Origin of the sequence: Schleiferilactobacillus harbinensis DSM 16991 (assembly GCF_000425885.1) — a bacterium.
Taxonomy (GTDB): Bacteria; Bacillota; Bacilli; order Lactobacillales; family Lactobacillaceae; genus Schleiferilactobacillus; species Schleiferilactobacillus harbinensis.
Window position 1 is genome coordinate 14,804 of the sequence record NZ_AUEH01000002.1, and the last position, 16,313, is coordinate 31,116.

The window sequence follows — 16,313 nt, forward strand, 5'->3', positions numbered from 1 at the left end:
AGCCGTATTGCTCACCCGGTTCACTCCCCTTCGTAAGTTTCCAGCCGCGCATCGAAGTCGGCTTCCTTTTCATTGAACCGCATGACATGGATATCTTCCGGTTCAAAGAACAACCCAATGTCCTTATCTTCCTCCACGGGGTTGGTGGAGTGAATCAGCCACTCGTTGTGGTCCGCATCATAAGCCACGACTTCGAAGTGATCACCGCGGAATAATTGGGAATCCACCTGGACCACCAATTTGCCTTTGTCGGGGGTCGTCACATCCAAATCCTCGGGCCGCAAGACAATTTCCACCGGCTCATTGGGCCGCATACCGGCATCGGCACACTCAAAGCGCTTGCCGACAAATTCGACTTCGTAATCCTTGATCATCGTGCCTTTCACAATGTTGGATTCCCCGATGAAATCAGCGACAAAGTGGTTGATCGGCTCATCGTAAATATCCACGGGGGTCCCGCTTTGCAAAATTTCTCCGGCATCCATGACAAAAATCTCATCACTCATTGCCAGGGCTTCTTCCTGATCATGGGTCACAAAAACAAACGTGATGCCCAACCGCTGCTGCAGTTCCCGCAGTTCATACTGCATGTCTTGGCGGAGTTTCTTATCCAGCGCCGACAACGGTTCGTCCAGCAGCAGCAATTCAGGTTCGTTAATGATTGCCCGGGCAATTGCCACCCGCTGCTGCTGACCGCCGGAGAGCTCATTGATCTCCCGATTCGCCAGTTCCTGCAGCCGAACCATTTTCAAAGTATCCATCACCCGCGTCTCGATCTCCGCCTTGGCGACGTGGCGAATGGACAAGCCAAAGGCCACGTTGTCAAAAACGTTCAAGTGCGGAAACAATGCATAGTTTTGGAAAATCGTGTTCACGCGTCGTTTGTTGGCTGGCACATCGTTTTGCGGTTTGCCCTGAAACAAGACCTCCCCGCTGGTGACCGTGTTAAAGCCGGCAATCGTCCGGAGAATGGTCGTTTTACCCGATCCGGACGGGCCCAGCAGAGAATAGAACTTCCCCTGGTCCAGAGTAAAATTGATATTCTTCAGCGCCTGGAAGTCGCCGAAGAATTTATTAACATTGTGAAATTCGATAATTGGTGTCGCCATGATGGCATTTACTCCTCCCCCTGCATCAATTTGTTATAAATAGGAATCTGTCGCTGTGATCAGTACCTGGCAGGGGCCGGTACAGCGCAACTGATGGGGCGCATCCGCCCGAAAGTACATGGCTTCGCCCGCTTGGGCTTGATACTCCTGCTCGCCTAAGCGCAGAATGATCGTTCCGCGCAGACAATAGATAAAGGTTTCTGCCGGTGATGGCGGAAACGACTTAAACGCGCCAGCACTGCTGAAAGTCAAGAGCACCGGTTCCATCTGCTTTTCATTGGAATCCGGGACCAGCCAGTGCAGCGTGTAGTGCTCGTCCGCATCCTCGTACACCGTTTGTTCTGCAGGCTTGTACACGACCTTAGTCGGCTCCGCGGCCACCGCGAAGAAATGCTCCGGGGTGGTGCCTAACACCTCTAAGATGGCAAAAAAGGTATCCAATGACGGCGATGACTGATTGTTCTCCAGCTGTGAAATAAACCCCTTGCTTAAATCCGTTCGTTCACCCAATTCTTCTTGGGTCAAGTTTTTCTGGACGCGCAGATTCCGAATACGGGAACCAATATCCATGGTGGGACCTACTTTCCTTTGTCACAGTTACGTAACACTAAACCAAAAGTTTAGTACACGGACCATTATACGGAACAGCAGTCTCAGTGCAAGCAAAAACCACAAAAAGTTCGAAACTGGCGTTAAATTCCGTTATAATGATAATGATTATTATCTACGAGAAAAAGGAGGCCCTGGCATGGCGACATACCAAGCCCTGCAATTCACTGGTGATTCCGCAAAGCCGCTGATTTGGGTGAACAAAGCGCTACCGGCAGCCCGGACGCTGCCGCCGGATCAAGTCTTGGTGGCGGTGCAATATAGCCGGATCAATCATAAAGACCGACTGGCTCTGAATCCGAAAAACCGAATAATTGCCGGTAATGACTATCCCTTAGTGGGCGGTATTGACTTGGCCGGGGTGATCACTGCCTCCAATCAGCCGGTGTGGCCCGTCGGTACGGCCGTTATTGCCACCGGTTTTGACCTGGGAACGGCCCGGGACGGCGGGTTCGCCGAATATGCCCAAGTACCGATCCAGTATTTGACCCAGCTGCCCACCGGATTGTCTGCCCAAGAAGCAATGGCTTTGGGAACGGCGGGCTTAACGGCGGCCGCGGCGTTGACTGAACTCTTTCGCGTCACGGCCTTGACCGACAAAACCGCCCCCATTCTGATCACCGGCGGCCATAGTGCGGTGGGCCAAATTGCTGCTGGAATCCTCCAGCGGCGGCGCTACGCCAATGTCACGATCAGTTCGGCGCATGATTGGCCGGCTCCGGCCCAAGCTTTGGCCCACGCCAAATACGCCGCCGCCCTGGATACCGTAGGCGGCGACGCATTAAGTGTCATTTTGCCCCAAATCGCTCCCGGCGGAACGGTGGTGGCCGTGGGCAATCTGGGGCAGGCCCAGCTCACCACGTCGATCTATCCGTTTATTCTGCGCGGCATCCGGCTCCAAGGCATTGATTCCGTTCATCTGCTGCCGGCGGACCGGGCAGAACTTTGGCAGCTGCTGGCAACCAATTTACGGCCGACACCTTTCCCAGATTTTCCGACAATTTCCTTTGACCAGCTGCCGGCTGCTCTGCTTGCCGCCAATCAGCCTTCACCCGTCATCGCGGTTGCTTAGTGCCAGATTCTCGGCAAAATTGATTTGCTGGCGCAGTTGCGTTGCCTCTTCCGGGGTGATCCGGCCAGCTTCGAATAACTCTTGAACTGCACTCCGTTCAGCCGCTAAAGCGGTTTGGCGGAGTGCTTTAATTTGATCGGCTAATTGATTATTACGCGGCGCAGAAAGACTCTTCAACTGGGCGATTCGGCCCCGATAGGCAGTGATCACCTCATAAATACTTTGGGGTGAAATCGCCGTCTCGGCAAAGTCAGGTTCTTTGGTCACCCGAGAAATACCCTTGATCGCGCCCTTGGCTAATTCGCGTTCCACAAATAATTGTTCATTAAAAAACGGATGCGCACTGTTGCGATTATTGCTGGCACTGATCCGAGTCCGTACCTGTTGATAGCGCAGCTGAATTAACCGGCCCGCACTGCGCCAGATCCGATAATTATTGGTCAGCATGGCCGCATAATCAGCTTCCCGTTGATGCAGTAATGCGACGTTGCGCTGATATGTCGTCGCTTGAATTAAATTTTGCCGCCATAAGTGGTCTAACGCCTGCCGCTCCTGCTGTACGCCGATGATCCGCAAGCGCAGACTCTCACCGAGCAGGGGTGATACTTTATCACCGTTGGGCTGCCGCAATTGTTTCAATCGGCGCTCATAGTCGTTGATGATCGCCAATACTGCCCGCTGGTTATCCTGCCGTCGTTCACTTTCCAGTGCCGTAATCGCCACCCGATACGTGTAACTTTGGGCTTGGGCAAAACCGATCGTCTGACCACTGGCCGCCGCAGCATCAGCCTCTTCATCTGCCGTGTTCACAGAACTCCCCCGAGACCGGAACAAACCGCTGCCAGGGGAAAGGATCGGCAATAAAATGGCGGCCATGACCAGACTCAAAATGACGACACCAGCCGCAATAAACAGCAGCAGGGCCCGTTCCGGAAAGGGTTTGCCCCCAGCCACCGTCATCGGCAAAGAAAAGACGGCGGCCATGGAAATGGCGCCGCGCACGCCGGATAAACCGCTGAGAATGGCCGTCCGCCAACTGGGCCGAGCGTTCTTAGCCGCCCGCCACGAATGGAGCAAAGCCGCCCCATATGTCCATAGGGCGCGAATGGCCACCAGCATCAGCCACATGGCAATGACGATTCCCACCGCATTCAATGTATTGATGCCCGGATCGGTGACCGCCTCGCCGAAAGCAACCGGCAATTCGATCCCCAAGATCAGGAAAACCATCCCGTTCAGCAAATACACCACCAACTGCCAGGTCCGCTGCGTCACGATACGCAGTTCCGGCTGGGCGGAAAAGTTGACTGCCCGCTGGGAGGCAAAAATACCCGCCACCACGACCGCGATAACGCCGGACGCATGGAAGCCCTCCTCCGCCGTCAGGTACACGACAAAGGGGATCAGCAGCGATACGATCGTGTGCAGCAAAACGTCAGAAATCCCGTGATCCAGCAAGATTGTCTGCCCCGCCCGGAATAGGAACGCCAGCAGCAGCCCGACGATTGCCCCCACAATACTGATGTAGAAGAAGTCCAACACCGCTGCTTGGGGATGGAACACCCCGCTGACCGTGGCGTTGACCCCATACTTAAAACCAATCAGACCGCTGGCATCATTGATCAGACTTTCTCCAGCCACCAGATGCAGAATATAATCCGGCAGTTTGGCCCGCCGCGCGATGGATTCTACGGCAATCGGGTCCGTCGGCGACATGATTGCCGCGAAAGCCAAGGCTGTCGCCAACGGAATCGTGGGCAGCAGCCAGTGAAAAAACAAGCCGCCGACAAAGGTCGCGACAAAAACCAGCAGAATGGCGTTGGCAATGATTGGTCCTTTAAGTTCCCACAATTGGCGCTTGGGGAAGCTCACCCCGTCGTTGTAGAGTAGCGGCGCGATGAACAGCAGGGTGAACCAATCCGATTCCAGTGGTATCTTCACCGCAAAAAAGAGGGCCAGTACCAGGCCAACGGCGATCTGAATCAAGCTGATGGGTACATCCACTAAGTAGTGACTGATGATGTTCGACAACACCACCAGCCCCACCAAGAGGATAACCCCTTCGATCAGGGCGATCTGCATGCTGGTACCGCTCCTTTCGTCCTTTGCTTAAACTACTTCTGTTCTGGCGCTTCGCCGATGATCCGGACTTCCGGCTCTAAACGGACACCGAACTTAGTCCAGACTGTCTGCTCAATCAAAGCAATCAGGGCCAAATAGTCGGAGGCCGTGGCCTGACCAATGTTCACGATGAAGCCGGCATGTTTGTTAGATACTTGTGCCCCGCCAATCTGTTTGCCCTGCAGTCCGGCTTTGATAATCAGCGGGCCAGTGAAATGCCCCACCGGCCGCTTGAAGACACTGCCGCAAGATGGATACTCCAGCGGTTGTTTCGCTGCCCGCTGGGCATTGAAGTGATCCATCCGGGCCCGGATGGCGTCCTTATCCCCGCGCTGCAAATGGAAGCGCGCAGTCAAGACAATCCCATCATTCTCTTGGATCAAACTATGCCGGTAAGAAAAGTGCAGCGCTTCGCCGGCCGCGCGGTGCTGATGGCCGCTGCGGTCCAAGTAAGTCACCGCCGCGGCGACTTCATCGATTTGGCCGCCATAAGCACCAGCGTTCATAAAAATTGCCCCGCCGACACTGCCAGGAATACCGGCAGCAAACTCCAGACCGCTCAGCCCGGCCCGCCATGCGGCTTCGGCCACATCAATGATTCGGGCACCGGCCTCGGCGACGATGTCCGTTTCTTCAATCCGAATCTGCGCCATTTGCGTTAAAATTAATACCAACCCCCGAATGCCGCCATCGCGCACGATCAGATTGGAGGCATTACCAATAATGGTGAGCGGGATCCCGTGATTTTCGGCCAGCTGCACCAGCTGCATCGTTTCTTCGTGGGTACGGGGAAATATCAGCCAATCGGCGCGGCCGCCGGTCTTGGTGAATGTGTACTTGGATAAAGGCTCATCCCGTAAAGGGGTAAAGCCGGCCTGGGTCAAAACATCAGTAAAATCAACATCAACTAACATGGGCGACCACCTATCTGCATAGACTGAACAGTAATACCTCTACTGCATAGGGCACAACTGTATACAGCAATAGTTTAGCACATCCGGCCAGCGGGCTTGGGGGCTTACGTTTCGGACCGGCATCATGTATTCTATTTGATGAGGTGGAAAAAATGAAATTAATCTCCTGGAACGTGAACGGGCTCCGCGCCGTCCTGAAGAAGGGCTTCTTAGCCACCTTCACAGCGCTGGATGCCGATATTTTTTGCATTCAAGAAACAAAAATGCACGAGGGTCAGGCCGAAGTGAACACACCGGGGTATTATCAATACTTCAATTACGCCGAACGCAAGGGTTACTCCGGTACGGCAGTGTTTACAAAATATAAGCCGTTAGCTGTTACCTATGGGATCGCCCCCTATTTCGATGACGATGAGGGCCGGGTGATCACCCTGGAATTTCCAAAATTCTTCTTGGTCACCTGCTACACCCCGAACTCTGGCGGTGAGTTGAAGCGATTAGACTATCGGACTGGGTGGGATGAGGCCTTCCGGGCGTATGTCAGTCACTTGGATAAAACCAAACCCGTCATTTTCTGCGGCGACTTGAACGTGGCCCATGAGGAAATCGATCTCAAGAACCCGACGAACAACCATCACAACGCCGGCTTCACTGATCAAGAACGCGCCGGGTTCAGCGTACTGCTCAAAGACCGGTTCTTGGACTCTTTCCGCCACTTCCACCCCACCAAGGTGATGTATTCCTGGTGGAGCTACCGTTTCGCGGCCCGCAGCCGTAACGCCGGCTGGCGGATCGATTATTTCTGCTACTCTCAACGACTGCAGCCGGAAATTACCGACGCGCAAATTCTGACCACGATTTTGGGCAGCGACCATTGTCCAGTGGAGCTGGATACCACGGATGCCCTGAAACCCGTCGAGACTGAAGAAAAGGCAGGTGCCCAGCAAGCGTGAATTTCACAGCCATGGACTTCGAAACAGCCAATGCGCGGCCCGATTCCGCGCTTTCTTTAGCGCTGGTCGTGGTGCGCGACAGCCAGATCGTCGATTCTTTTTATACCCTGATCAAGCCCCAAAGCAAGCTGGATTGGCGTAACACTAAGATCCACGGCATCCACACCGCCGACGTGGCCGATGCCCCGACCTTCGCGGAAGTGTGGCCGCACATCGACCATTTTTTTGCCCCGGATAAACTGGTAGCCGCGCACAACGCCGGGTTCGACAGCCGCGTACTGCGGGAGACCTTGGCCAGTTACGCAATCACACCGCCGCGGTACCTGCTCATCGATACAGTGCGCACGTCGCGCCGGTTTTATCCAGAGATGCCCAATCACAAATTAAACACCGTCGCCGCCGGCCTCGGCTTCGATTTGCGCCAGCACCACAACGCGTTGGCAGATAGCATTGCCTGCGCACAGATTCTGCTGCAGGAAGAGTATGCCTTTGGCGATGATGCGTTGAAGAAATTTGTGAAGATGGTCTGAGTAGTTCGTTGAACGCCGTGCCAATGCGTAAAAATGGAATTTCGTCCTAGCTTGTGCCAATCAAAAATCCCCGTAAGATTGCAATTGCAGTCCACGGGGATTTTTGACATAGTGCCAACTATTTAATTATCCTTGCGGCTATGCCACGCTACGTTTTCATACCGCTCATACTCATTACCCTGAGCAGAAATCTGAATCCGGCGAGCGTCGTCGCTTTGACCGGTGCGTTCAATTTGAATCCGCACGTAGTCTAGCGGCAGCAGGTCTGTGATGAACGCCGACCACTCAACGACGCTGACGCCGTCGCCGTCAAAGTATTCATCCAGGCCCAAATCTTCGGCGCCGCCATTTTCCAGCCGATACACATCCATGTGGTACAGCGGCAGACGGCCTTCCTGATACTCGCGAATGAGGGTAAACGTCGGGCTCTTCACCGGGCGCGAAATGCAAAGGCCCCGGGCAATGCCTTTGGTCAGCGTCGTTTTACCGGCGCCAAGATCACCGTCCAGCAGAATCACGTCGCCAGGTCCGGCAATTTCTCCCAGCGATTTGCCTAATTGAATTGTTTCCTGTGCCCCATTGGTGATAATTTCCCGCATCAACGTGCCCTCACTTTCATGTCCTTCTTAGTCTTGATCCAGTGTTTGGGCGGCCGTGATAATGGCCAGCTTATACACATCTTCTTCATTAGAGCCCCGGGACAAATCGGAGACCGGTTTGTTCAACCCTTGGAGGATCGGGCCGATGGCTTCGAAATGACCGAAGCGTTGGGCAATCTTATAACCAATGTTGCCAGATTGCAAATCTGGGAAGATAAAGACTGTCGCTTTACCAGCAACGGTAGAACCAGGCGCTTTTTGTTCGCCAACAGAGGGTACGAAGGCCGCATCGAATTGCAGCTCGCCGTCCAAATCCAGATCCGGCGCTAATTCATGGGCAATCTGAGTGGCTTCGGCGACTTTATCGACCTGCGGGGCCTTAGCAGAACCCTTGGTGGAAAAGCTGAGCATGGCCACGTGGGGCTCGATATCGAACAGTTTGGCTGTTTGGGCTGACGCCACCGCGATTTCGGCCAGCTCTTGGGCATTGGGATCAATATTAATGGCGCAATCGGCAAAGATATAGCGTTCGGCATCCCGCCCGCGCTGCATGATGAACGCACCGCTGGTCCGCGAAACGCCCGGCTTCGTTTTAATGATCTGCAGTGCTGGCCGCACCGTCTCGCCGGTGGAGTGCACTGCTCCGGAGACCATCCCGTCAGCTAAGCCGGTGTATACCAGCATCGTACCGAAGTAATTCGGGTCCCGCAGCATTGTTTCGGCCTGTTCCTTGGTATTCTTGCCCTTGCGGCGGTCCACAAAACTGGTCACCAAGGAATCGAAATCCGCGTAGTCGTTAGGATCTAGAATCTGGATATTGCCCAGCGTAAATCCAGCCTTCTCGGCGGCTGCTCGGATCGCCGCCGGTTCACCGAGCAGGATCGGCGTCACTGAGCGCTCCGCGTTCAAGCGAGCCGCCGCGCCAATGATCCGGGGTTCAGTTCCTTCGGGGAATACGATGCGAATGTCTTTGCCTTGAATTTTCTGTTGTAAACTTGCGAATAAATCCATCAATAGTTGACCTCCAACACCGGCAGTGCCGGCGACTTAGTTATGCCCTCAATGATACCTTGAAATCGCTCTCTTGCCTAGTATATTAGTCGTCAATATCCGGTTTTTCCGGTAATTGCCAATTGATTGGGCTCTCGCCCAGTTCTTTCAAGTCGGCATTGGCCCGGGAGAATGGATGGGAACCGAAAAACCCCCGGCTGGCCGATAATGGACTGGGATGGGCTGAGCTGATGATCCGATTGCGCTCTTGATCGATCAGCGGAATCTTCTTTTTCGCCGCGTTGCCCCACAGAATAAAGACTACCCCGCCCCGAGCAGACAGCGCCTTAATAGCGGCATCCGTCAGCGGTTCCCAGCCCTTGCCGGCGTGGGAAAAAGCGGCCCCGGCACGCACCGTCAGGACCGAGTTGAGCAGCAGCACGCCCTGTTTGGCCCAGCTCTTCAAATAGCCATGATGGACCGGCGGATAACCCAGATCATCTTGCAGTTCTTTATAGATGTTTTGCAAAGACGGCGGGATCTGCACCCCGGGCAGGACGGAGAAGCTCAAACCGTGGGCCTGATGGGGATTATGATACGGATCCTGACCGAGAATCACCACTTTCACCTGACTGAACGGCGTCCACTCAAAAGCCTGAAAAATATGGTGCATCTCTGGATAGATCGTATGGTGGCTGTATTCTTCTTTCAAAAACTCATGTAACCGGCCATAATACGGGGCCGCAAACTGTTTGGCCAATACTTCCTGCCAATCGTTGTGGATCAAGACTTTCACTGACCTTCACCTCTATTGCAAACTATAGCAAAAAGCGCCGCCCGGGGAAAGACGCGGGTTGGTGCGAATGTGCTAAACTATGGATTGAGAACGTTTTAAGCTAAGCCTCAAAGAAAGGAATATCGCCATGCTCAAAATGATTGCCTCCGACATGGACGGCACGCTGTTGAATGACAAAATGACTGTTTCTCCCGGCAACATTGCGGCTATTGAAGAAGCCACCAAGGCTGGCGCCGAGTTTGTCGTAGCCACGGGCCGCGGGCTCACCGAAGCACAGCCCTTGGTGGCCGATCTCACGGTGAAACCAGCCTTCATTACCTTGAATGGCGCCCGCGTATTCAGTGAAACCGGTGAACTGCTAGTGGATTTGCCCATTCCTCAAGGGCTGGTGACTAAACTGCGCAGGGACATCGAGGCAGAGGGTTATTACTATGAATTAGTGACCAACCGCGGCATTTTTTCTGAGAGCAAAGTGCGGCGGATTCAAAATGTCGCCGATGTCTTGACCCGGCTGAATCCGGATACGTCCTTCAAAATCGCCGTTGTGCTGGCGAGTGCCCGGCTGGAGCTGATGAACATCCACTATGTCGACTCCTTCGACAGCCTGCTGGTGGATCCGACCGTGGAGGTACTCAAGATGCTGGTCTTTGACAGCCGCGGCCAAGCCGCATTCGCCCCGATTCGGGAGGCGTACGACGCCAACGCCGGACTGGTGATTACGTCATCGTCGCCAAACAATATCGAAATCAATAGTGTCGAAGCCCAAAAGGGACTGGCTCTGGCCCGCCTGGCGAAACTGCGCGGCTACGCCATGACCGACGTGATGGCCATCGGCGATAACTTGAATGATGAATCGATGATCGCCAGCGCCGGTATGGGGGTCGCCATGGGCAACGCGGTCCCGGCCATTAAAAAAATTGCTCAGTACGTGACAGCCACTAATATTCAAGACGGGGTTGCCCAGGCCATTCGGTGGGGATTGGCTGCCAAGCCGGCCGCCCAGGCCAAGGCCCGCGTCTGATGCGCTTCTATGTCCCCGCCGAGCATAATGCCCTGGTCCGGGTAACGGATGAGAAAAACACCCCCCACTATCTCATTCAATCCCTCCGGTCGTTTGAATTGAACGGCGTGCGGGTCCTGTCCTTGAGCGCGGAGACGCTGGGCGAAGCTCGCCAGTCTTCATTGGGGTTATTGCCGAATTACACGCTGACCAGCCATGAAGAGACTGTCGGCCAGATCAACCGGATCGTCGGGATCTGGCGGGAAGTCATCTTTGTCAGCGGTCTAAACTGGCTGCTGGTCGGCGACCTGACCCAGAATCGCTACACCGGCTTCCACGGCAACCGGAAAGTGATGGTCGTGGATACCCTATCCACCGTCACTGACGCCGACTACTATGTCGTCGACGTTTTCCACCCGGATAACGAAGTTCCTGCCCTGCTCGTCGCTGCGGTGCTCAACCGCTGGCGCAAAGTCCGCCTGCGCTCCGGCGTCCGCAACCTCTTGCGGCCAAAGAAACGCGGCTATGTCCTCGGGGACGACTTCACCCCGTACCACCATCACCGGCGGAAATAAAAGAGACTGAGACTAGAACCCTTTCAAGCGTACCGAGTATTAATGCTCTGCATTGACACTCGGTACGCTTGAAATATGGTCAGTCTCAGTCTCTTTTTCAACTTAAATATCCAGCACCATATGGTGATACTGATGATCCCCAATCATCTGGTCGCCAATACTGCGATACCCGTTCTTCGTATACAGCCGCTCTGCTCCCGGATTGGTCAGATCCACATTCAGCGAAATCCGGTGCAGCCCGGTTGTCCGCAGCACATGCGCCGGCAGAGCCTGCAGCAGCGACGTCGCGATTCCATGATGCTGCGCCGCTGGCGCCACGGCTAGCGAATCCAAGTACCATTCGCCCGGCCGAGCCTCCTTATCGGTAAATAACCGATAATCTGCCGGTAAGCCGATCTTGGGCCACAGTGCCTGCAGTGCATCATCCACGTGAGCTTCATCGCTTTCCGGATACCCGACGGCGACGCCGACCACTTGATCATCGTCATCTGTCGCCACCAGGGTGCGCCGGTAGCTATACCGATAATTTTCTGTCTGGTAGGCAATGGCCAATTCTTTGAATAAGATATCCTGGGGAATCTTCGCCATTGTTTTTAATTCCATTTCTTCAAAAATCTGATTAACGATGGGCAGCACTGCTGGCCCGTCGCTTTTTTTAGCCATCCGAATCACATTGATCACTCCTATGTTTTCCAGTTTAATCGATTTAGCACGCCTTGCCAACGGCGGACGGTGCAAAAACCGCTTGATACCAGCGTCTCTTTGGTGGTCAAAACCGCTCAAATGCGGTAAAATCCTTAATGATTCGTTATGTTTCTGCACCAACATTCGCGGAACGATAAGCACTTGTTATCTGTTGATCCAGCACCAAGCATACTCAGCGAAGGGGAGAACACTTTTGCAAGTAACTTTTAAGGACGTGACGCTGTCTTATGACGGCAAGCGCGACATTTTGAAGCATCTGAACTTTGTCATCCAGGAGGGATCCCTAGTCTGTCTGCTAGGCCCCTCCGGCGGCGGCAAGTCCACGACGCTGATGCTGATTTCGGGGCTGCTCGCCCCGACTCACGGCCAGATTTATTTTGGCGATACTGACGTTACCAAGGAAGACGCCTTAGGCCGCAAGGTCGGGATGGTCTTTCAGAACTACGCCCTCTATCCCCATTTGACGGTTCAAAAGAATATCGAATTCCCGCTCAAGATGGCGGGCCTGTCCCGGGCTGACCGGGCCAAGAAGGCCCACGAACTCGCCGCCCTGGTCCACGTGGACGACCAACTGGATAAGAAGCCCGGCGAGCTGTCCGGCGGCCAGCAGCAGCGGGTCGCGATTGCCCGGGCCTTAGCCAAGGAGCCGAGCATCCTCCTGCTGGATGAACCCTTATCCAACCTGGATGCCCGCTTACGGATCGAGATGCGGGAAGAAATCCGCCGGATCCAACGGGAAACCGGCGTCACCACCGTCTTCGTTACCCACGATCAGGATGAAGCGATGCACATTTCCGACCAAATCATGGTCCTCCATGACGGCCATATTCAACAATTCAGCACGCCCAAAACACTGTACGCCAGTCCGGATAATCTGTTTGTCGCCCAATTTATTGGCGAACCAGTAATCAATTCTGTTCCGGCCAGTGCCCTGAGCCATGATTTAGCCGGCGTTGTTTCAGACGATATCTTAAGCCGCGCGCAAACGGCCGGCATTCGGCCGGAGGCATTGACGCTGCCCCAGCGGGCCCTTGATCCGCTGACCACACTGCACGGCAAGGTTATCGAATTTGACCAATTTGGCCGGGAATCCACAGCCAAGCTGGATTATAACGATCTGCAATTGATCAGTACCGAAATGGGGCAATTGCCGCACAATACTCAGGAACTTGATTTCACTCTGGAAAAGAAAGGTTTCTTCCTCTTCGACGCGGACGGCAAACGCATCTTTGGCGGTGATGATCATGCTGAATGAAAAACCTACCGTTAAATCCACCATCAAGGGCTGGCTGTATTTGCTGCCGATGCTGGTCATTACGATCACGTTCAACATTTACCCGATCATCAAGTCGTTCTTGATGAGTTTCTACACGAAATACGATTTCTATAATGATATTGTTTCGGCTTATGGCTTCAGTAATTTCACTTACTTGTGGAACGATCCGGATTTCCATCTGGCCGTCCGCAACACCTTGGTCTTCGTCATTGGGGTGGTGCCGCTGAACATTATCATTTCCCTGGCCATTGCCCTGCTCTTGAACAAGATCAAATTCTTGGCTGGCGCGTTTCGGACGATCTACTTCCTGCCTTTTGTCACCAGTACCGTGGCTATCGCTCAAGTTTGGAACTGGATCTACCATTCCGATTACGGTCTGTTGAACTATCTGCTGGGCTTGGTCGGCGTCAATCCGATCAACTGGTTGAATGATCCAAAATGGGCCATGCCGGCGCTGATCATTATGTCAATTTGGAAAGGTCTCGGGTTCAATATCGTCCTTTTTCTGGTGGGCCTGAACAACATCAACACCCGCTATTACCAGGCGGCTGAAATTGATGGGGCAAATGCTTGGCGCCAATTCACCAACGTTACGCTCCCACTGTTATCCCCGATCACCTTCCTGGTGACGGTCAACGGTGTCATCGGCTCCTTCAAAGTCTTCGATGAGATCTTCGCCTTGTTCCAAGGATCATCCGGTCCGTCGAAGTCGGCCTTGACCATCGTGTACTACTTATACGAGAAGTTTTACACCGAATGGAAGTACGGCATCGCCGCCGCCAGCGGCGTGGTCCTCTTCTTCCTAATCCTATTCGTCACCTTGATTCAGCTGTGGTATAGCCGCAAGCACGTCCACTATTAGGAGGGGAGAAAATCATGAAAAAAGCTGCATCAGTTTTACGTTACGTCATCTTGACATTGGGTGCCCTCATCATGATCCTGCCCTTCTTCTGGATGCTGTCAACTTCTCTGAAGACCCAGCCGGAAACGGTGCAAATTCCGCCGGTCTGGATCCCGAAGCAGCTGCAATGGGGCAACTACGTGGAAGCGTTTAAGGCTGCCCCCTTTGCCCGCTACTTCGTGAATTCAGTGATCGTGACCACCGTTACGACAGTGGGCCAATTGTTCACCAGCATTTTGGCCGCCTTTGCTTTTAGCAAGCTGCACTTCTGGGGCCGCAATCTCGTGTTCATGATCTTTCTGGGGACGATGATGATCCCCGGCGAAATGCTGATCATCCCGAACTTTGTCACCCTGTCGAACATGCACCTGGTCAACACTTACGGCGCTTTGATCCTGCCGTGGCTGGCTAGTTTCTTCACCGTCTTTACCCTGCGCCAAACGTTCAATTCGGTGCCGGATCAGACATACTACGCCGCTAAAATCGATGGTGCCTCGGATTGGCGCTTCCTCTGGCATATTCTGGTACCGATGTCCAAATCCACGATCACCGCGGTCACGGTGCTGCAGGTCATCGGCTCCTGGAACGCCTTCATGTGGCCGCTGATCGTCACCAATGATGAAAACATGCGCACCCTGCCCGTGGGGTTGCAGGCCTTCACCACGGATGCTGGGACAAATTATGCCCTGTTGATGGCGGCGTCTACATTTGTTATCATTCCAATGGTCATTGTTTACATTTTCCTGCAAAAATACATTATTGCAGGGATTTCGAATTCAGGATTGAAAGGATAGGTTTAAACTGATGAAAAAGCATACTTGGTTGAAAGTCATGGCCTCGACTGTCACCGTAGTATTAGCCGCCCTGGTCATGGCCGGGTGTGGAAACAGCAATTCCAGTTCATCCAGCAGCAAGGGAAGCAGCACCACTGATAATAAAAAAGTGGAGATCACCTTCTGGCATGGGATGAACGGCCCCTATCAAAAGGCAATCAACAGCATCATCGCCGACTTCAACAAGTCGCAATCGAAATATGTCGTGAAAGGTACCGCCCAAGGGAACTATACGGCGCTGCAGCAAAAGATCATGGCTGCCGCCAAGTCCCGCAACCTGCCGACTATTTCGCAGACCACTTACACCACCGTACCGGATTACAGCAAGAGCAATTTGATCGAACCCTTGGATAACTACATGCTGCAGGGCAGCGATAAGCTGAGCAGCAGCGACTTGAAGGATATTTACCCCGCCTTCTTGAAGAGTTCCAAGTACGAAGGCAAGTATTATTCGATCCCCTTCTCCAAGTCGACTCGGATCCTGTATTACAACCAAGCCATCCTGGACAAGTACGGCATTGCCAAGCCCAAGACTTGGGATGACATCGTCGCGGCTGGCAATAAGCTGAAGGCAGACGGCATCTACGGGATGGGCTTTGACCGGTCCTGGGACATGGAATTCGAGGGCTTAGCCCGCCAAGCCGGCAATCCGCTGATCGCCCCAGGTACACTGAAAGTTAACCTGGACACTGCGGATACGCTGGAAGCTGCCAACTTGATCCAGAACATGGTGAAGAACAAGATCGCCAAGACCGCCGGTGCAGATAACTACTTCACCCAAGGCTTCATCCAAGGCAAGGCCGCCTTCTACGCTGGCTCCTCTGCTGGGGTCACCCAGATGGTCGCTCAGGCGCCTAAGACCCTCAAGTGGGGTACAATGCCGCTGCCCAGTTACAAGGGCAAGAAGGCCACTGAAATCGCCGGGAACGATATCGTCATGTTCAAGAGTGCCAGCGCCGATCAGAAGAAAGGTGCTTGGCAGTTCATGAAGTTCCTGCTTTCTTCTAAGGAAACGGCAAAATGGGCCATGGCCACCGGCTATGTGCCGCTGCGCAAATCCGCAATGGATGACACCGACTTCAAACAGTATTTGAAGGACAAGCCTTACAACCAAGCCGCTGTTGATTCCTTGGATGATGGCTTCCAGTCCACTGCCTTCTTAGGCTTTTCTGAATATCGGAACGATTTGCTGGAAGCAGTCGATCAGATGATCACGAAGAATGCCGACCCGAAGGCAACGCTGACTAAGTTGCAAGCCACCACCGAAAACATCATCAAGACCAACAAGCAATAATCTGCTGCGCGCAGAAGAATTGAATAATGACCGCGG

The 16,313-nt window shown here is 53.8% G+C and carries 17 protein-coding genes; 9 read left to right on the forward strand and 8 right to left on the reverse strand.

Annotated elements, in window-relative coordinates; genetic code table 11:
- Positions 1 to 20 precede the first annotated feature (20 nt).
- Both H627_RS0101445 and H627_RS0101450 read right to left on the reverse strand, forming a co-directional pair.
- Complete coding sequence (locus tag H627_RS0101445; RefSeq protein ID WP_027827483.1) at positions 21 to 1,109, reverse strand: ABC transporter ATP-binding protein; 1,089 nt, start codon at positions 1,107 to 1,109, stop codon at positions 21 to 23.
- Positions 1,110 to 1,142: 33 nt separating this feature from the next.
- Positions 1,143 to 1,679 (reverse strand): helix-turn-helix domain-containing protein, encoded by a 537-nt coding sequence (locus H627_RS0101450; RefSeq protein WP_027827484.1) that lies wholly within the window; start codon positions 1,677 to 1,679, stop codon positions 1,143 to 1,145.
- 178 nt (positions 1,680 to 1,857) lie between these two features.
- Here H627_RS0101450 and H627_RS16510 point away from each other — a divergent pair, with 178 nt between their 5' ends.
- Positions 1,858 to 2,790, forward strand: coding sequence for an alcohol dehydrogenase catalytic domain-containing protein (locus tag H627_RS16510; protein WP_051225079.1), 933 nt, complete (start codon positions 1,858 to 1,860; stop codon positions 2,788 to 2,790).
- Here H627_RS16510 and H627_RS0101460 read toward each other — a convergent pair.
- Positions 2,767 to 4,872, reverse strand: coding sequence for a Na+/H+ antiporter (locus H627_RS0101460; RefSeq protein WP_051225080.1), 2,106 nt, complete (start codon positions 4,870 to 4,872; stop codon positions 2,767 to 2,769). The genes H627_RS16510 and H627_RS0101460 overlap by 24 nt on opposite strands.
- A 32-nt stretch (positions 4,873 to 4,904) precedes the next feature.
- On the reverse strand, positions 4,905 to 5,825 hold the full coding sequence (gene murB, locus H627_RS0101465; RefSeq protein WP_051225081.1) for a UDP-N-acetylmuramate dehydrogenase: 921 nt from the start codon (positions 5,823 to 5,825) through the stop codon (positions 4,905 to 4,907).
- Positions 5,826 to 5,977: 152 nt separating this feature from the next.
- Here murB and H627_RS16515 point away from each other — a divergent pair, with 152 nt between their 5' ends.
- Both H627_RS16515 and H627_RS0101475 read left to right on the forward strand, forming a co-directional pair.
- Positions 5,978 to 6,778 carry an exodeoxyribonuclease III gene (locus H627_RS16515; RefSeq protein ID WP_051225082.1) on the forward strand — a complete coding sequence of 267 codons (801 nt, stop codon included), beginning with the start codon at positions 5,978 to 5,980 and terminating at the stop codon, positions 6,776 to 6,778.
- A complete protein-coding gene (locus H627_RS0101475) occupies positions 6,775 to 7,308 on the forward strand; it encodes a 3'-5' exonuclease (RefSeq protein WP_027827487.1) in 534 nt (177 codons plus the stop codon). Before H627_RS16515 ends, H627_RS0101475 begins: the two co-directional genes overlap by 4 nt.
- 122 nt (positions 7,309 to 7,430) lie before the next feature.
- Here H627_RS0101475 and tsaE read toward each other — a convergent pair whose 3' ends face one another.
- The 3 genes from tsaE to H627_RS0101490 all read right to left on the reverse strand — a co-directional run bounded on the left by tsaE (position 7,431) and on the right by H627_RS0101490 (position 9,693).
- Positions 7,431 to 7,907 (reverse strand): tRNA (adenosine(37)-N6)-threonylcarbamoyltransferase complex ATPase subunit type 1 TsaE, encoded by a 477-nt coding sequence (gene tsaE, locus H627_RS0101480; RefSeq protein ID WP_027827488.1) that lies wholly within the window; start codon positions 7,905 to 7,907, stop codon positions 7,431 to 7,433.
- 27 nt (positions 7,908 to 7,934) lie between these two features.
- The gene (pta, locus tag H627_RS0101485; RefSeq protein WP_027827489.1) at positions 7,935 to 8,918 is read right to left on the reverse strand and encodes a phosphate acetyltransferase; all 984 of its coding nucleotides are present in this window, start codon (positions 8,916 to 8,918) and stop codon (positions 7,935 to 7,937) included.
- An 85-nt stretch (positions 8,919 to 9,003) separates the two neighbouring features.
- A complete protein-coding gene (locus H627_RS0101490) occupies positions 9,004 to 9,693 on the reverse strand; it encodes a uracil-DNA glycosylase (protein ID WP_027827490.1) in 690 nt (229 codons plus the stop codon).
- Between the two features lie 127 nt (positions 9,694 to 9,820).
- Here H627_RS0101490 and H627_RS0101495 point away from each other — a divergent pair, with 127 nt between their 5' ends.
- Together H627_RS0101495 and H627_RS0101500 are read left to right on the forward strand one after the other, a co-directional pair.
- The gene (locus H627_RS0101495; RefSeq protein WP_027827491.1) at positions 9,821 to 10,714 is read left to right on the forward strand and encodes a Cof-type HAD-IIB family hydrolase; all 894 of its coding nucleotides are present in this window, start codon (positions 9,821 to 9,823) and stop codon (positions 10,712 to 10,714) included.
- Positions 10,714 to 11,268 carry an LURP-one-related/scramblase family protein gene (locus tag H627_RS0101500; protein WP_027827492.1) on the forward strand — a complete coding sequence of 185 codons (555 nt, stop codon included), beginning with the start codon at positions 10,714 to 10,716 and terminating at the stop codon, positions 11,266 to 11,268. The genes H627_RS0101495 and H627_RS0101500 overlap by 1 nt, the downstream gene beginning before the upstream one ends.
- Positions 11,269 to 11,370: 102 nt before the next feature.
- On the opposite strand, the gene H627_RS0101505 is transcribed toward H627_RS0101500, so the two are convergent.
- On the reverse strand, positions 11,371 to 11,949 hold the full coding sequence (locus tag H627_RS0101505; protein WP_235859322.1) for a GNAT family N-acetyltransferase: 579 nt from the start codon (positions 11,947 to 11,949) through the stop codon (positions 11,371 to 11,373).
- Positions 11,950 to 12,166: 217 nt separating this feature from the next.
- On the opposite strand from H627_RS0101505, the gene H627_RS0101510 reads away from it, so the two are divergent.
- From H627_RS0101510 to H627_RS0101525, 4 genes are read left to right on the forward strand one after another with little or no spacing between them, the layout of a single operon-like run.
- Positions 12,167 to 13,228, forward strand: a complete 1,062-nt coding sequence (locus H627_RS0101510) for an ABC transporter ATP-binding protein (RefSeq protein ID WP_027827494.1) — start codon at positions 12,167 to 12,169, stop codon at positions 13,226 to 13,228.
- Complete coding sequence (locus tag H627_RS0101515; RefSeq protein WP_027827495.1) at positions 13,218 to 14,111, forward strand: carbohydrate ABC transporter permease; 894 nt, start codon at positions 13,218 to 13,220, stop codon at positions 14,109 to 14,111. The genes H627_RS0101510 and H627_RS0101515 overlap by 11 nt, the downstream gene beginning before the upstream one ends.
- Before the next feature lie 14 nt (positions 14,112 to 14,125).
- On the forward strand, positions 14,126 to 14,944 hold the full coding sequence (locus tag H627_RS0101520) for a carbohydrate ABC transporter permease (protein WP_035439725.1): 819 nt from the start codon (positions 14,126 to 14,128) through the stop codon (positions 14,942 to 14,944).
- 10 nt (positions 14,945 to 14,954) lie between these two features.
- Positions 14,955 to 16,277, forward strand: coding sequence for an ABC transporter substrate-binding protein (locus tag H627_RS0101525; protein ID WP_027827497.1), 1,323 nt, complete (start codon positions 14,955 to 14,957; stop codon positions 16,275 to 16,277).
- Positions 16,278 to 16,313: the final 36 nt, after the last annotated feature.

Excerpts from the sequence above, each read along its gene's own strand:
- H627_RS0101450 (WP_027827484.1), bottom strand. The coding sequence starts at position 1,679 with ATGGATATTGGTTCCCGTATTCGGAATCTGCGCGTCCAGAAAAACTTG.
- H627_RS0101445 (WP_027827483.1), bottom strand. The coding sequence starts at position 1,109 with ATGGCGACACCAATTATCGAATTTCACAATGTTAATAAATTCTTCGGC.
- tsaE (WP_027827488.1), bottom strand. The coding sequence starts at position 7,907 with ATGCGGGAAATTATCACCAATGGGGCACAGGAAACAATTCAATTAGGC.
- H627_RS0101515 (WP_027827495.1), top strand. The coding sequence starts at position 13,218 with ATGCTGAATGAAAAACCTACCGTTAAATCCACCATCAAGGGCTGGCTG.
- pta (WP_027827489.1), bottom strand. The coding sequence starts at position 8,918 with ATGGATTTATTCGCAAGTTTACAACAGAAAATTCAAGGCAAAGACATT.
- H627_RS16510 (WP_051225079.1), top strand. The coding sequence starts at position 1,858 with ATGGCGACATACCAAGCCCTGCAATTCACTGGTGATTCCGCAAAGCCG.
- H627_RS0101525 (WP_027827497.1), top strand. The coding sequence starts at position 14,955 with ATGAAAAAGCATACTTGGTTGAAAGTCATGGCCTCGACTGTCACCGTA.
- H627_RS0101495 (WP_027827491.1), top strand. The coding sequence starts at position 9,821 with ATGCTCAAAATGATTGCCTCCGACATGGACGGCACGCTGTTGAATGAC.
- H627_RS0101520 (WP_035439725.1), top strand. The coding sequence starts at position 14,126 with ATGAAAAAAGCTGCATCAGTTTTACGTTACGTCATCTTGACATTGGGT.
- murB (WP_051225081.1), bottom strand. The coding sequence starts at position 5,825 with ATGTTAGTTGATGTTGATTTTACTGATGTTTTGACCCAGGCCGGCTTT.
- H627_RS16515 (WP_051225082.1), top strand. The coding sequence starts at position 5,978 with ATGAAATTAATCTCCTGGAACGTGAACGGGCTCCGCGCCGTCCTGAAG.
- H627_RS0101500 (WP_027827492.1), top strand. The coding sequence starts at position 10,714 with ATGCGCTTCTATGTCCCCGCCGAGCATAATGCCCTGGTCCGGGTAACG.
- H627_RS0101460 (WP_051225080.1), bottom strand. The coding sequence starts at position 4,872 with ATGCAGATCGCCCTGATCGAAGGGGTTATCCTCTTGGTGGGGCTGGTG.